Origin of the sequence: Caballeronia sp. GAFFF2, from assembly GCF_023631485.1 — a bacterium.
Taxonomy (GTDB): domain Bacteria; phylum Pseudomonadota; class Gammaproteobacteria; order Burkholderiales; family Burkholderiaceae; genus Caballeronia.
The window spans coordinates 147,924-161,540 of record NZ_JALQDA010000034.1 but is presented as its reverse complement, the minus strand read 5'-3'; the positions used below and the strand labels follow the sequence as shown (position 1 = coordinate 161,540).

General features: G+C 60.1%; 13 protein-coding genes. 6 read left to right on the top strand and 7 right to left on the bottom strand.

Going from position 1 to position 13,617, the window contains the following annotated elements; translation table 11 throughout:
- Positions 1-517: 517 nt before the first annotated feature.
- Complete coding sequence (locus NCT04_RS25410) at positions 518-1,000, top strand: 2OG-Fe(II) oxygenase (RefSeq protein WP_250468247.1); 483 nt, start codon at positions 518-520, stop codon at positions 998-1,000.
- Between the two features lie 108 nt (positions 1,001-1,108).
- On the opposite strand, the gene NCT04_RS25405 is transcribed toward NCT04_RS25410, so the two are convergent.
- Positions 1,109-2,461 carry an MFS transporter gene (locus NCT04_RS25405; RefSeq protein ID WP_250468246.1) on the bottom strand — a complete coding sequence of 451 codons (1,353 nt, stop codon included), beginning with the start codon at positions 2,459-2,461 and terminating at the stop codon, positions 1,109-1,111.
- Positions 2,462-2,755: 294 nt separating this feature from the next.
- On the opposite strand from NCT04_RS25405, the gene NCT04_RS25400 reads away from it, so the two are divergent.
- Complete coding sequence (locus tag NCT04_RS25400; protein WP_244830477.1) at positions 2,756-3,040, top strand: type II toxin-antitoxin system Phd/YefM family antitoxin; 285 nt, start codon at positions 2,756-2,758, stop codon at positions 3,038-3,040.
- On the top strand, positions 3,040-3,375 hold the full coding sequence (locus tag NCT04_RS25395; protein WP_250468245.1) for a type II toxin-antitoxin system RelE/ParE family toxin: 336 nt from the start codon (positions 3,040-3,042) through the stop codon (positions 3,373-3,375). Before NCT04_RS25400 ends, NCT04_RS25395 begins: the two co-directional genes overlap by 1 nt.
- A gap of 38 nt (positions 3,376-3,413) precedes the next feature.
- Here the strand turns inward: NCT04_RS25395 and NCT04_RS25390 are convergent, their stop codons facing one another.
- The 5 genes from NCT04_RS25390 to NCT04_RS25370 form a co-directional block, all read right to left on the bottom strand.
- The gene (locus NCT04_RS25390; protein WP_244830479.1) at positions 3,414-3,587 is read right to left on the bottom strand and encodes a hypothetical protein; all 174 of its coding nucleotides are present in this window, start codon (positions 3,585-3,587) and stop codon (positions 3,414-3,416) included.
- 212 nt (positions 3,588-3,799) lie between these two features.
- Entirely contained in the window at positions 3,800-5,170 is a 1,371-nt protein-coding gene (locus NCT04_RS25385) for an MFS transporter (protein ID WP_250468244.1), read from the bottom strand.
- 24 nt (positions 5,171-5,194) lie between these two features.
- Positions 5,195-6,031 carry an enoyl-CoA hydratase-related protein gene (locus tag NCT04_RS25380; RefSeq protein ID WP_250468243.1) on the bottom strand — a complete coding sequence of 279 codons (837 nt, stop codon included), beginning with the start codon at positions 6,029-6,031 and terminating at the stop codon, positions 5,195-5,197.
- Positions 6,032-6,076: 45 nt separating this feature from the next.
- Positions 6,077-7,294 (bottom strand): CaiB/BaiF CoA transferase family protein, encoded by a 1,218-nt coding sequence (locus NCT04_RS25375; protein ID WP_250468242.1) that lies wholly within the window; start codon positions 7,292-7,294, stop codon positions 6,077-6,079.
- A 109-nt stretch (positions 7,295-7,403) separates the two neighbouring features.
- Positions 7,404-8,300, bottom strand: coding sequence for a LysR substrate-binding domain-containing protein (locus tag NCT04_RS25370; protein WP_250468241.1), 897 nt, complete (start codon positions 8,298-8,300; stop codon positions 7,404-7,406).
- Between the two features lie 376 nt (positions 8,301-8,676).
- On the opposite strand from NCT04_RS25370, the gene NCT04_RS25365 reads away from it, so the two are divergent.
- The gene (locus tag NCT04_RS25365; protein WP_244830484.1) at positions 8,677-9,195 is read left to right on the top strand and encodes a Dps family protein; all 519 of its coding nucleotides are present in this window, start codon (positions 8,677-8,679) and stop codon (positions 9,193-9,195) included.
- An 89-nt stretch (positions 9,196-9,284) separates the two neighbouring features.
- Here the strand turns inward: NCT04_RS25365 and NCT04_RS25360 are convergent, their stop codons facing one another.
- Complete coding sequence (locus NCT04_RS25360; RefSeq protein ID WP_250468240.1) at positions 9,285-9,959, bottom strand: HAD family hydrolase; 675 nt, start codon at positions 9,957-9,959, stop codon at positions 9,285-9,287.
- A 525-nt stretch (positions 9,960-10,484) separates the two neighbouring features.
- On the opposite strand from NCT04_RS25360, the gene NCT04_RS25355 reads away from it, so the two are divergent.
- Positions 10,485-12,038: a sensor histidine kinase gene (locus NCT04_RS25355; protein WP_250468239.1), complete on the top strand. Its 1,554-nt coding sequence runs from the start codon at positions 10,485-10,487 to the stop codon at positions 12,036-12,038.
- 769 nt (positions 12,039-12,807) lie between these two features.
- A complete protein-coding gene (locus NCT04_RS25350; protein WP_250468238.1) occupies positions 12,808-13,590 on the top strand; it encodes a GNAT family N-acetyltransferase in 783 nt (260 codons plus the stop codon).
- Positions 13,591-13,617 lie beyond the last annotated feature (27 nt).

Below are 13,617 nucleotides of genomic sequence, written 5' to 3'. Positions count from 1 at the left end.
GCCGTAACCATCGTCCGTCGCGCGCTTGGTACCGAAAGTGTCCCATTCAAAATGTCGACGCTGCGTATAGGACGTCCGCAAGAACTTCGCTCGCGCAGCAACGGTCGGAATCGGTCTCACTCGTGTAGACTGCGCCGTGATCTCGACAGATCGGCTGCCTCGACGCGGCTTATCTCGCCGGGTCCGGCGTGTGTCGATCTCCGCGTTCGACGCGACCATCGACGCTAGATGGTCTCGAACAACCGGTAGCAGGCCGGAACGATTGCTCGATCGAGCCGCCAGCGCAAGAACAAATAAAAAAAGGGCATCTCTGGAACACCCCCTGACTGAAGCGCAAGTCCAATCTTCGAATAATGATTGGATATGCGAAGCCGCATGTGACGACGTAATCGACGTCTCGACGAATTCCCGATCCGGCGAATTCGATAGTGCGACAAGCGCCCTCGCCGTCAATGGCTGGTGTGTCGTGCCAAATTTTCTGACACAGCCCCAGACACAGGCGTTGGCGACCGAATGCATGGCGATGTATGCAGCTCAGTTGCTGACACCCGCCCGTGTGGGTGCCAAACGCGCGGCCACGCTCTTGCGCGGCGACAGTACGCGCTGGTTCCAGCCCGATGCGTTGAGTCCGCGGCAGCAGACGTTCGCCGATCGCATCGAAGCGCTGCAAATGGCGCTCAACCGTGAACTGTTTCTAGGCCTGGTCGATAGCGAATCACACTACGCGGTGTATCGGCCAGGTACCGGATACACACGCCATCTCGATTGCCTGCGCAATAACGACAGCCGCGTGATTTCCGCCGTGTTCTATCTCAACGAAGCGTGGCAGGACGTCGAAGGCGGCGCACTGCGGCTCTACCTTGCCGATCAGACACATCACGACGTCTTTCCACGCGCCGGGACGCTGCTGTTGTTTCTCTCGGCACAATTCGAACACGAGGTACTGCCCGCAACACGCGATCGCTTGAGCATCGCGTGCTGGATGAGGCAACGAGTGTGACGCTGGCGGCACGCAAGCCATGTTCATACGTTGGCTGCCGGCCGCATGACTGAACGCACGATAGCGAGCGGCCCGGGCCCTCGCTATCGTTGTCCTGCTTCTACGCTTTTACGCTTCGTGACTGAGCGCGGCAGGCGGAATCGGGCCGCGCACGAGCAACCAATAGCCGATCACCGCAACAGCGGCAACGCCCGCTCCCACGAACAGCGCGGGCTGGAACGAATGCGTCTTTTGCACGATGAAGCCCGTGACCACCGGCGCCAGCGCCCCGCCGAAGTAGCCGCCGAAGTTCTGCATCGCGCCGATCGACGCGGTGCAGTTGGCGGGCGCGGCAACGGACGCCGTCGCCCAGGCTGCACTGCTCGATACATACAGAAGCAACATCGAGATGGAGATGAACACGACGGCCAGCGTCGCGCTGTGCGTGAGGCCCGTTAGAATCGTGAAGACGCAGACACCGAAAAGCGATGCGGCCATCGGGTATTTCCTGCTGTTGACCGCCGATACGCCGCGCCGCGCGAGCACGTCGCAGATCTTTCCGCCGGACAAACTACCCACCACGCCGAAGAGATACGGAACGGCCGCCACCCATCCCGACTTCGAGATGGTGAGATGAAATTCCATTTGCAGGTACGTCGGCAGCCATGCGTTGTAAAGCCACAAGACGTAGATCGTGCCGAAGAAACCCAGCAGCATGCCCCACGTCGTTCCGAACTCCAACAGACGGCGCCACTCGCGCCATGTCGGACGGGTCTGCACTTCGCCATCGACGTCGGTCAGATAGGCGCGCTCCCGATGCGTCAGGTCGACCTGACGCGGGTCGCGATGCACGAGGTAGAAGCACAGCGCCACGACGAGGCCCGCGATACCCATGATGCCGAACATCCATCGCCATCCGACAGTCAACATGACGACCGTGAGCAAGGGCGCCGATATGGCGGTGCCGAGCGTCGACGAGCTGTTCCAGATGCCGGTGGCGGCACCGCGCTCTTTCTTGCCGAACCAGTCACGAACGACTTTGGCGCTCGTCGGAAACTGCGGCGCCTCGCCTATGCCGAGCACCATGCGTGCCGTGAAGAACTGGGCGAAACTGGTCACGACGCCGCCGAACGCTTGCGCTATCGACCACATCGCGAGGCTTACAGAGAGCATGACACGCGCACCGAAGCGATCGACCAGCGCACCCGCCGGGAGTTGCGCAAAGGCATAAGCCCATAGAAACGCCGACAGCAACAAACCCATTTCCCCGACCGAAAGGCCGAGATCCTGCCGGATGAGCGGATTCGCAATGGACAGCGTCGCGCGGTCGATGTAATTGATGACTCCGCTCAGGAGCAGCAAAGCAAGTGCGGTACGCTGAATTCGCCGCACTCTCGGTGAAGCCTGGTCATTCGATGCCATGCTCTCAGCATCGCCAAGGTCGGATTCCGGGACATGCGGCGCCGTGGTGGATTGCTCCATGTATCTGTCTCCTGGATGTTTGGTTTTATCAGCGAAGCCGTTTTTTAGATCCGAACGCGAGCAATACTGCATTGGACTGACGCACGATAGCTCCGCCTTAATTAGAAATCCAATCAATTTGCGCGTGATGTGGCCCGGGGAAAACCCGCCTTCTGCCTTGGATCAAGGCGTGCATGTAACGGCAGCCGCCACATGGTTACCGCGCGCGCCGTAGTTGTAGTAGCAACGGCCGTTGCCACCAGACTGAAATTGGTCTATATTTAGTCTCGTTCAACCTGTAGAACGGAGTATCCGATGCACATTGCCGATCATGTGAAGCCGATCAGCTATTTAAAGAGCGAAGCGGCACAAATCGTCAAGGACCTTGCCGAGTCGGGCGAGCCGCTAATCATCACGCAGAACGGCGAAGCAAAGCTCGTGGTGCAGGATGTGCGAACTTACGAAGCCGCCCAGCAGACACTCGCCATGTTGAAAATTCTGGCAATCGGTCAAAAGCAGATCGAACGCGAGGATTATGTCGAAGGCGATGCATTCTTTTCGGAACTCGACGGATTGGACCGCGAGGAAAGGCTTCGTTGATGCCGGCGCTGTTGAAGTACCGGGTGTTGCCGACAGCCCGAATCGGCATCGAGGAACTGAGAAGTTATATCGTCCGTACTTTCGGCTGGGAAACGTGGCGTCAGACCTCTGCGCACTTGCAGGAGACGATCACGCAAATCCGCCAGTTCCCCGAGAGCGGCCATATTCCGGTTGAACTCGAAGGTTTCGTCGACGACACTTTCCGGCAAGTCATTTCCGGCAAGAACCGAATTGTCTATCAGGTGCGCGAAGGCGTTCTGTACATCCATCTCGTCTGCGACACGCGACGCGATCTGCAAGCGCTCCTTCAGCGAATCGTGCTGCGGCTGATCTGAACCTAGTGGTACCGCACGTCAAGGACGTGCGGTACCACTTAATTGCCGGCATCGTCCGTGGATGAGGCCTCGTCCTTCGTTTCCTCGTGCTTTATATGCGGCTTCTTTCCGGGCTGCGGCGCGTGTTCCGCGTCCGGCGCGATGTCTTCGCCGTGATGTTTCTTTTCCTGCTGCACTTTTTTGTCGTGCGCGACGTTACGGGGATCGGTCATGGATTGTCTCAACGGTTGGTTCGACTTGGCCGCTCAAGTTCGCGACACCGAAAAGGCAGCGCAGATTCCGGGCCAGCTACCGGCGCGAAGCTGGCGACGCGTTCCGTTGAGCTGCCAGTCGCGTCGCGAACTTTGCCCGCGGTTGGCGAATCGAGCGCACAGGCGCCGAAGCACTTCGAATCCGCGCCGATGTGAGCCACGCCGTGTCCGGCTCAGCGCGTGGTCAGCGTCTTCGCATTGGCATGCGCCGGCATGTCGTTGCCGCGCACGGCTCTCATCCCCGCATCCTGCCTTAGGCCCCAGATCCATGTCACAGCGAGACAGGGCAGGAGCGAAGCGATCGAATAGCCGACGCCCGCAAGCGGGTTGCCGGTCAGATTGACGAGCGCGAGGCTGATCAAAGGCAGAAACCCGCCGAACACCACGTTGCCGAGTTGTTGTGCAAGGCCGAACCCGGTCGTGCGGCTCTGCGGAGGAAAACACTCGGCGACGAACGCAGGCAGTGGCGCCATGATCATCGCGGTCAGCACGGCGAGTACGGCGATCAGCAGCGAGACGGAGATCCACTGCGACGACGCCGCGCTGGCCCTGATGCCCGCAAACGCCGGATAGACAGCCGCGATCCACATGACGATGCCGATCAGCATCACGCGCGCGCGCCCGACGAGATCCGACAATCGGCCGAACACCGGATAGAGCGGCGAGGCGATCAAGATGCCGGCGCCGAGACACACGTTGGCCTGTGTCGGTTCGACTTTGAGGACGTTCTGCAAGAAATAAAGCATGTAGACGATCGAGGTGTACAGCGACACCGAGGTGCCGCCTTGCGCGCCGAACATCGCCACCAGAATGGCTTTCCAGGACGTTCTGCTCGACAGTGTCTCCTGCAAGGGCCGCTTCGACAGCCGGCCTGCGTCGCGCATCTCCGTGAATACCGGCGTCTCCGTCATGCCGAGCCGTATCCACGTGGCGACGGCCACGATCGGCGCGGAGATCAAAAACGGCGCCCGCCATCCCCACGATTCGAAGCTGGCCGTATCGAGCGAAAGCTTCAGGGCCGAGACAACGACGAGCGCAAGTAGCAAACCGATGCTCGCCGTGCTCTGCAAGACGCTGGTCGCCATGCCCTTGCGGCCTTCCGGGGCATGCTCCATGACGTACACGACAGCCGAACCATACTCGCCGCCGAGCGCGACGCCCTGCACGATGCGCAATGTGAGCAGCGCGATGGGCGCGGCAATGCCAGCAGATGCATAGGTAGGCAGACAACCGATGCCGACGGTGGCAATTCCCATGATCGCGAGCGTGATGACGAAGGTCTTCTTGCGTCCGATGCGGTCGGCCATCGGACTGAAGATCACGGTGCCCAGCGGGCGGGCCACATACGCGATGCCGAACGTGGCAACGCCGGCCAGCGCCGCGACGGACTTGTCCGTGGAAGGAAGGAACAGATGCGTGAGCGTCGCCGTCAGCGCGACGTAGACGAAGAAGTCGTAATACTCGAGCATCGTTCCGAGACTGGACGTCACGATTATGCGCAACATGCCGGGCCGACCATGCACCTTGCCTGATTCTTTGTTCATGTGTGTCTCCTCCAGTTGGTCATGTCAGGCGGCGCCGCCTTCGCCGCGCGGCGCCTTTCGTCGGGCCTGCTGCTCGATGAATGCCGACACCGCCTGTTTGTGCTCGTTCCCGCACAGCAAGATGGCCTGCATGTTCGCCGCCAATTCGAGCGCGGCGGGCAACGTACAGTGCGACGACTCGCGCACCAGCTTCTTCGACATACGCAGCGCGAGCGGCGGACTGCCGGCAATGCGCCGCGCAAGCGCGAGCGCTTCGCTATCCAGCATGTCGTCGGGATAGACGTTCGCGACGATACCGAGCCGCCTGGCCTCGTCGGCATCGATAAATTCGCTGGTCAGCGTCAGTTCGAGCGCCTTCGCAGGTCCCACGATGCGTGACAGAAACCACGCGCCGCCGATACCGGAAACCAGGCCCAGTCGAAGGAAGCTCTCGGCGAAGACCGCGCGCGCGCCGGCGACCCGGATATCGCACATCAGCGCCAGGTCGCAGCCTGCGCCGACCGCCGCGCCGTTCACCGCGCAGATCGACGGCACCTCCATTTCGCCGAGCGCGCGCGTGATCCGGTGCAGACTCGTACGCAGGCGTTCGCGCACTTGCTCGACGCCGCCGTCCATTAGATCCTTGCCGCTCTGCATGTCCTTGACGTTTCCGCCCGTGCAGAAATGCCTCGACGACGATCGCAGCAGCAGGCAGTGCACATCGGCCCTGCGATCGACGGTTTCCAGTACATCCGATAACGCTTCGGTCATTGCCACCGTGAGGGCGTTGCCATTCGCGGCGCCATCGAGCGTGACGGTCATCACGCCTTCGTCGACTGTGTAGCGCACGAGCGGCGCATCGCCGCGTTCCATGTCCTGCATGGTCTGTCTCCTGAGGTAAATGCGTTCTTGTCCGACGCCGCGCGCCTACGTCGTACCGGCATGCGCCGCGCTCGCGCGTATCACGCCGGCGTTCAGCAACGCGGCGATTTCCTCTTCCTCGATGCCGTAAAACCCCAGCATGTCGAGCGTATGCTGACCCGTCGTCGGAGCGGGCGTCTCGTCGGGCGGGGCTGAATCGGATGGCCCGAGCGCGAAGCCGTGGCTCTGCATACGGCCCGCGACCGGATGCTCGACCGTGCGGGCAATGCAGCTCTCGCGATACTCCGTCGTCTCGATGACCTCGCGATACGTGGTGACGGGCGCGCAGAGAATATCTCTAGCCGAGAGCAGGTCGATCCACTCGCCCGTGCTCCGCCGGGCGAAATGCGCGTCCAGAATCGTGTGAAGTTCGGCACGGTGACGCACGCGGGCGTCGTTGGTGGCGAAACGCGTATCCGCTTCGAGGCCGGGCGCATCGAGCAACTCGCACAACGCACTCCAGCGGCCGGGATGGTAGGCCACGACCATCATCCATCCGTCGCGGGTGCGGAAGGCTTCGTTTGGGCACGCATACGGCGCCGCGCTGCCGACTTTCTCCGGGTCCGCTCCCGATGCAAAGAACGCCGCGAAGCTGATCTGCTGCAGCATCAGCGTTGCGTTGTAGAGGCTCACGTCCAGGTGTTGCCCCGTTCCGTTCAAGCGCGCCGTGTGCAACGCGCCCAGCACGGCGATCGTGGCGAGATAGCCGCCCATCATGTCGGCTACCGGCACCGGCACTTTCAGCGGATCGCCGTGCGCCGTCCCGAGCGTGCTCATGAGTCCGCTCACGGCCTGTATCACGCCATCGACGCCGGGCCGCTTCGTGTTCTCGCCGCGTTGACCGAATGCCGAGATCGAGCAATAGACGAGTTTCGGATTGGCGGCGCGCAGCGCCTCGTAGTCGAGGCCCAGCGACGCCATGACGCCCGGCCGAAAATTCTCGACGAGCACGTCCGCGCGGCGCGCCATGGTCGCGACGGTCCGCCGCCCGGCGTCGGTCTTGAGATCGATGGCAAGGCTGAACTTGCCGCGATTGACGCTCATGAACGTCGGGCTCACGCCGTTCTGCCACGGCGGCCCTATCTGCCTGCCGATTTCACCGCCAGGCGGCTCGATCTTGACGACGTGCGCGCCGAGGTCGGCGAGCGTCATCGAACAGACCGGTCCCGCCAGCACATGCGAAAAGTCGAGGACGCGCACGCCTTTCAAGCTATCTCGAATCATTGTCGTGGTCCTGTCTCCGGGTCCGACGTTGCGTCGAACCATGGCGCAGATTAGAGCCGCGCCATCACCGGAACAATCGACTTTTTCGAAACGAGGCTTTGAGTTTTTGTTAAGAGGTGCCGCTAGTCTGGACGAGCGAGATCAACCAGTCGCGGAAGGTCGTCAAGGCTGCGGAAGGACGGCGCGTGGCGGCCCACGCGAAGTAATAGGTATACGCGCCACGGTCGAGCTCGAGGCGAAATGGCGCGACCAACTCGCCGCTGTCGAGTTCGGCCCGGACCAGCGCTTTTTGCGCGATTGCCACGCCATGACCTTCGATTGCGGCCTGATACGCCAGCAGTGAGGTTTCATAGCGCATTTCGCGACGGCGCCCATCGAGCGGGAAGCCCGCCGCCTTCATCCACAGCGCCCAGTCGTCGGCGCGCGCGAGCGAATGCAGGAGCGTCTCGCCCTGCAACCTGCCGCGCGCGCGGGTCTTGCGCGATGGCGCGGCGACGGGCACGAGTTCATTGGGAATGAGCCTTTGTGCGGAGAGACCGGGCCACTTGCCGTCGCCGAGCTGGATGCCGCCGTCTATATCCTCACGCTCGAAATTGAGCGGTGCCGACGACGTGGTGAGTTGGACATCGACGTCCTCATGCTGGCGATGAAAACTGGCGAGCCGCGGAATGAGCCAGCGCACCGCAAACGTCGCGGGGCATCGAATCTTGAGCACCTGCGAGCGCCGCCCTGCCCCGCGGATACTGTCGGTTGCCTGGCGCAGTCCTTCGAAAAAAGGCATGAGTTCGGCGAGATAGCGCGCGCCCGCCGAAGTCAGTTCGAGCCTGCCCCTGACGCGCTCGAACATTTCCACGCCAAGAAAGCCTTCCAGCGCTTTTACTTGCCGGCTGACGGCCGCCGGTGTCACGGCGAGTTCGTTCGCCGCTTTCGATACACTCAGAAGACGTCCGGTAGCTTCGAAAGCGCGTATCGAATTCAGAGAAGGCAGCGGCGCGGGACGGTCCATGAACTTCTGCGTGATCTACGGAGGTTCTAATACTGACGTAAAAGCGCGGCTAATGCACTCCGTCTGCGGCGATCTTCAAGTGGCTAATGCAACCTCGTTTTAACTTCTTGATGATGTAATCGGGATATTCGTCGCGCCGAATGAACACGGTATGAATAACTCGTCGTCTTCTTTGGATTGAACGCCTCAAGCAGCGGCGATCAATGGCCCGCTCTGATTTTGGTGATTAACTGTCTCACGGCATACGCGTTCCATGCCGACTCCTCGAAATCGAGTCGCCACGCTTCTTATGTTCGGGAGATTGGCAGCCGGTTGGGTACGTCGTTTGCGCCATGGCTCCTGCAAGACGACACTAAACACTTTCCTGGAGTTAAAGATGGCAACGACGGACTCGAATCGCGCTGGCGAAAAGAACCTGACCACCCCGACCGACCTCGGCAACGACGCCCGCACGGAGGTGTCCGCAGGATTGACCCAACTTCTCGCGGACGTCTTCTCCTTGTTCGTCAAAACGAAGAACTTCCATTGGCATGTAAGCGGCCCGCACTTTCGCGATTACCACCTTTTACTCGACGATCAAGCCGCCTTGGTCTTCGCGATGATCGATCCGGTCGGAGAACGCGCTCGTAAGCTGGGCGGAACGACCTTGCGCTCGATTGGGCAAATCGCTTCGCTCAAACGACTAGGTGACAACGATGAGGCGTTCGTCGCGCCCGAAGCGATGCTGGATGAATTGCGCCAAGATAACGAACTGCTGATCAAATTCATGCGTGAGCTCCACGAACTTTGCGACGACAAGGATGACGTGGCAACGGCGAGCCTGCTCGAGAACTGGATCGATCAGACCGAAGAACGGGTGTGGTTTCTCTTCGAAACGACTCGTCATACGCGCTGAGTCCTTGGGGAAAAGCACGGTCGCACGTGCCGGCGCACGGTGCGACAGGGCATGGACGCGACCGTTAGCCTGTTTCCGCCTGGCTTCGTTCACTTATCTGGATGGGTTGCAAGCTCGCTCATGTGAGCCAGCATATCGGCGGGGTCGACGAATACGTGCAAGGCCCCTGCCCGCTGCAGCTCGGCCTCGCCCACACCGCCCGACTGCAGCCCTATTCCGTAGGCATGGCAACGGCGCGCGCCAAGCAAGTCCCAAGTGCTGTCTCCGACGACATAGCTGTATTCGATTGCAACACCTAGCTGCTTGGCTGCGGCCATGAACACATCCGGCTCCGGCTTGCCATGCTCGACTTCGCTGCTGGTTGCAACTACGGCCGCTTTGGCATCGATGCCCAGCTTTTCGAGGTTTGCCGCAGTTGCTTCCGGGCTTCCGCTCGTCGCGATGGCCCACGGTATATCGGCCTTGGTCAAGGCTGCAAGCAACGCCTGTGCACCCGGCAGAGGCAAGATCTGCGGTGACAGTTCCTTCAACAGTTCGCCCTGCCGACGCTTCACGCGATCAATGCAGTCTGCGGACGTTTCGCCAGCGATCTCCCGAAAAATCTGCGCTGCGAACAGCTCGCTACTCATCCCGATTTTTCGATGGATTCTCGATCCAGGCAGCGCAAGGCCCTCGCTCGCAAGCGCTTCGGTCCAGGCGGAGACGTGTTGGTAGACGCTGTCGACGAGCGTTCCATCGAGATCGAAGATAAAGGCCGTTTTCATCGTTTATTCCTGAAACATGCCGGTTGACTGAAAAGCTACTTGGATATGCGAACGCGTGACGGGCTGCGCCTCTCCTTCCTTCCTGTCGAGATCCGACATGACCCGCGCACGCGGGCGGGCGCTTGCAGTTTGCCGATGTTGACTAGCGTCGAAGTGTGAGTTGAGCCGTTTTCCCGGATGCTAGATGTTCGGCATCCTTAGGTCCAATCCCAAAGGCTCACGCTTGCCAGGGGTCTTCCCTAACGCTGCGCACGATGGATGCCTGGGCGTGTGTCACAACTGCCATCCACTCCGATTTGCTCGGCGCGCTGCTAAAAATGCGGCATTCATTCGCCTTGAGGTTGCGCATGACGGTCGCTTTCACTGACAATCACCAAGCCACTCGTCGAGCCGCGGCCGGGCCGTCGATCGAAAAGTTATTCAGGAGATCGAGGTTTGACCCCAGAATACACACTGCCGCGATAGCGTCCGGCATACCGCCTTCAATAAGACTGTTCGAGCAGACTGATCTCGTCGAGGAATGACATGGCCCCGAATTCGCAGCGAACGCCGGCGTCGGTATCGTCGAAGCTGGTTGCACAACGTCTGCGCAAGCAACAGGAGCTGGCAGTTGCGTTTGGCGCCACGGCTTTCGGGTTGCTTCACTTCCCTAAGGTTCTCGACGAGGCATGCCGGGTCCTGTCCGAGGGAATGAATGCGAAGCATACAAAAGTGCTGCGCTACGTCGCCTCAAATCACACGCTCATCATGACGGCGGGTATTGGATGGGACGACGAGGATTGGCTCATTCCAGTGGAAGCAGAAGCGAGTAATCCTGCTGGGGCGGCGTTCCTCACGCGCCGCATCGTCGTAAGCGGCGACATCGACGTGGACAAGCGATTCAACGTTCCTCCAATCATGGCCCGGCATGGACTCAAAAGCGCGATCAATGTCCCGATTCAAGGTATGGGAGAGCCGTTCGGCATTCTCGAGGTGGATAGCACGCATAGCCATGCTTTTGCCGACGTCGACGCGGTGTTCATTTCGGCTATCGCCAACATCATTTCCTTCTGCCGGGAACAGAGCCTGGCCGAGGACGGACTCGGCGCGGCACAACGCTTTTCGCCTCAACTCGTGGGTGCGAGTTCCGACTGCGTGTTGCTGGTGACGACGGACGGAAAAATCGAATTTGCCAACGAAGCCTGCCAATCCGCATTTGCATTCGAGGAAGGCTCCAACCTCGTCGGGGCTGCTCACACCGCGTTATGGCACGACGATGACCAAGCACGCATTGCACAGGCCGTTCGCGCAGCCATTGCAGGGAAGTCCACGCGCGTCGATGGGCGCAGCGCGTCTACCATCATCGGCGACGAGCAGTCGTGGGATGTATCCATTTCCCCCGTGCTCAATGAGCACGGCGCCATTACCGGCGCGTTGATGGTGCTGCGGAACATCACGGAATGGCGCTCGCATGAAGACGCGCTCGTCAAGATGGTCTCATCGCAGGAAGCCAGGCTGGAAGACTCGGCTCTGGCAATCAAGGAAGTGCATCATCGCGTCCGCAATAGTCTCCAGTTGGTGCAGACTCTTCTCTCGCTGCAGGCAAGTTTGGCAGCAGACGCAACCGTCAAGCATCAGCTCCAGGCAGCGGCCACGCGAGTGGATTGCATTGGATCGGTACATGAGCGTTTGTATTCGACGGATAACGCCTTGAAAACCGATGCGCAGGATTATTTAAGCGGCGTGGTCGATCACATAGCCGAATTAGACCCAGGCAGATCGATCTCGGTCGATGCGAGAGGCGTCTCGTTGAGCGAGACGCAGATGACCACATTGGGACTCGTCGTGGCTGAAATGACGATGAACGCGTTGAAGTACGGTCGTGGGCATATTCATGTGGGCCTGACGGACGAGACGGGTAATCTGACGTTAGTGGTCGAGGATGAAGGCAACGGCTTTCCGGAGAATTTTCCTACGCCTAGCGGGACCGGTCTCGGAATGCGCTTGATTCAGCGGTTCAGTGGCGCGTCTGGAGGCAGCGTCCGGGTCGACAGGTCGGTTTCGTTTAGTCGACTGGTTGTAACGTTCACCAAGAGGTGATGGGCGACAGGCCAGCGATGGATCGAGAGCGCAACGCTGCTCTTAGCGATGGTGTGAAACTCCTCATCGGCCGTCGATTGTCGCAGCGAACGCGGCATGCCAAACCAGCGCACCGCCAACGACGCTCGCAGCAGCGCCGTGGTCCCTGACCTGCTAGCTTGCATGCCATGACAACGCAATTGTCCGAGCTTTCCTGACGTGCATTGTTTGGTCGCGCACAGAGTCCTGAACCCGCACGCGTAATATTCCGTAAGCATCTATTTAGCGCGGAGCCGATTGGACGAATGCCGTATTGCGGATTCGGTCTACTACGCGCGTCGAGATTCAATAAAACAAAGCGAGCATGCCCGCAGTCCACCGACTGTGAGTGTACGTGCGCGTATAAAGATTTCACCGGGGGTGTCGCTGTTTCATGACACGTCACTAAACTAAAAGAACTCATTCTGACCAAATGCAATCGTCAATTCTTGCCAAGCCTCCCAACGCGGACGAGACAAGACTTTCTGCGCCAGATAAGTCCATTAACGAATCGACACTCCGTGGATTGGCAGGTAAAGATCGACAAAGCTCCAAGCCGTCCGCTTTGCCAGAAAGAAAAGCGAAATCAGAAAGCGCCGCCCTCGCTCCTCGATCAGTCTTTCATGAACCGTGGTGGCTCGATATTGCAACCGATGGCAATTGGCGGTCAGCCAAAGTCCGGCGCGGCGACGAAGTTGTCGGCGAGATGCCGTACTCGCTAAGCCGCAAAGGACTCTGGCGCACCTCGCAAATGCCACCGCTCACGCGGACGCTCGGACCGGCTTTCAAGATCAATGAAACCGATAAGACGCGCGCGATGCTGGATCGCATCAGCATCACGGAAGAACTGATCGGGCAGATTCCCGACGTCCACAGCTTCTATCAGATCTTCGACCCGCGCGTGGAAGATGCCCTTGCGTTCGGCCTGAATGGCTTTACCGTGTCGACGCGATACACGCTGCAGTTCTCCGCCGATCGCTCCATCGAGGAACTCTGGAAAGGTCTGCATTACAAGACTCGCAATATGATTCGTACCGGTCAGAAGTTCGTGACCGTGAAGCCACTCGAACCTGCGCAATTCAACCGGTTCTACGAAAGCAACCTCGAAGCACGCAGTCGTTCGAATGTCTATGGATCGAGCGTGATGCAACGGCTCGTCGATGCATTCGTCGAGCGCGGCGCGGGATATCTGCTTGGCGCCTTCGACACGACCGGCGCGCTCGTCGCCGCGATAGGCGTCACCTTCGACAATCATGCCGCGTATTACATGCTGTCTTCGCGCACGCGGGATGCTCATGGCGGTGCGATCAGCGTGCTCGTCTGGCAGGCTATCGAAGACGCCATGAAACGACAGTTGACCTTCGACTTCGACGGCATTCCCAACGCAAGCACGTTCCGCTTTCTTAGCGGGTTCAAGCCCGTGCTCAAGCCGCGCATCGTGATCGAGCGGCATAGTCCCGTCTGGTCGATGGCCAAGGCAGGCCGCCGTCTGATTCGCCCGAGAAAATCGGACTGGTTCGTCTCGACAGTTTGACTGAACGCCGGGGGTGCGCTCGAGCAT

Excerpts from the sequence above, each read along its gene's own strand:
- NCT04_RS25410 (WP_250468247.1), top strand. The coding sequence starts at position 518 with ATGGCGATGTATGCAGCTCAGTTGCTGACACCCGCCCGTGTGGGTGCC.
- NCT04_RS25405 (WP_250468246.1), bottom strand. The coding sequence starts at position 2,461 with ATGGAGCAATCCACCACGGCGCCGCATGTCCCGGAATCCGACCTTGGC.
- NCT04_RS25400 (WP_244830477.1), top strand. The coding sequence starts at position 2,756 with ATGCACATTGCCGATCATGTGAAGCCGATCAGCTATTTAAAGAGCGAA.
- NCT04_RS25395 (WP_250468245.1), top strand. The coding sequence starts at position 3,040 with ATGCCGGCGCTGTTGAAGTACCGGGTGTTGCCGACAGCCCGAATCGGC.
- NCT04_RS25390 (WP_244830479.1), bottom strand. The coding sequence starts at position 3,587 with ATGACCGATCCCCGTAACGTCGCGCACGACAAAAAAGTGCAGCAGGAA.
- NCT04_RS25385 (WP_250468244.1), bottom strand. The coding sequence starts at position 5,170 with ATGAACAAAGAATCAGGCAAGGTGCATGGTCGGCCCGGCATGTTGCGC.
- NCT04_RS25380 (WP_250468243.1), bottom strand. The coding sequence starts at position 6,031 with ATGCAGGACATGGAACGCGGCGATGCGCCGCTCGTGCGCTACACAGTC.
- NCT04_RS25375 (WP_250468242.1), bottom strand. The coding sequence starts at position 7,294 with ATGATTCGAGATAGCTTGAAAGGCGTGCGCGTCCTCGACTTTTCGCAT.
- NCT04_RS25370 (WP_250468241.1), bottom strand. The coding sequence starts at position 8,300 with ATGGACCGTCCCGCGCCGCTGCCTTCTCTGAATTCGATACGCGCTTTC.
- NCT04_RS25365 (WP_244830484.1), top strand. The coding sequence starts at position 8,677 with ATGGCAACGACGGACTCGAATCGCGCTGGCGAAAAGAACCTGACCACC.
- NCT04_RS25360 (WP_250468240.1), bottom strand. The coding sequence starts at position 9,959 with ATGAAAACGGCCTTTATCTTCGATCTCGATGGAACGCTCGTCGACAGC.
- NCT04_RS25355 (WP_250468239.1), top strand. The coding sequence starts at position 10,485 with ATGGCCCCGAATTCGCAGCGAACGCCGGCGTCGGTATCGTCGAAGCTG.
- NCT04_RS25350 (WP_250468238.1), top strand. The coding sequence starts at position 12,808 with ATGCCACCGCTCACGCGGACGCTCGGACCGGCTTTCAAGATCAATGAA.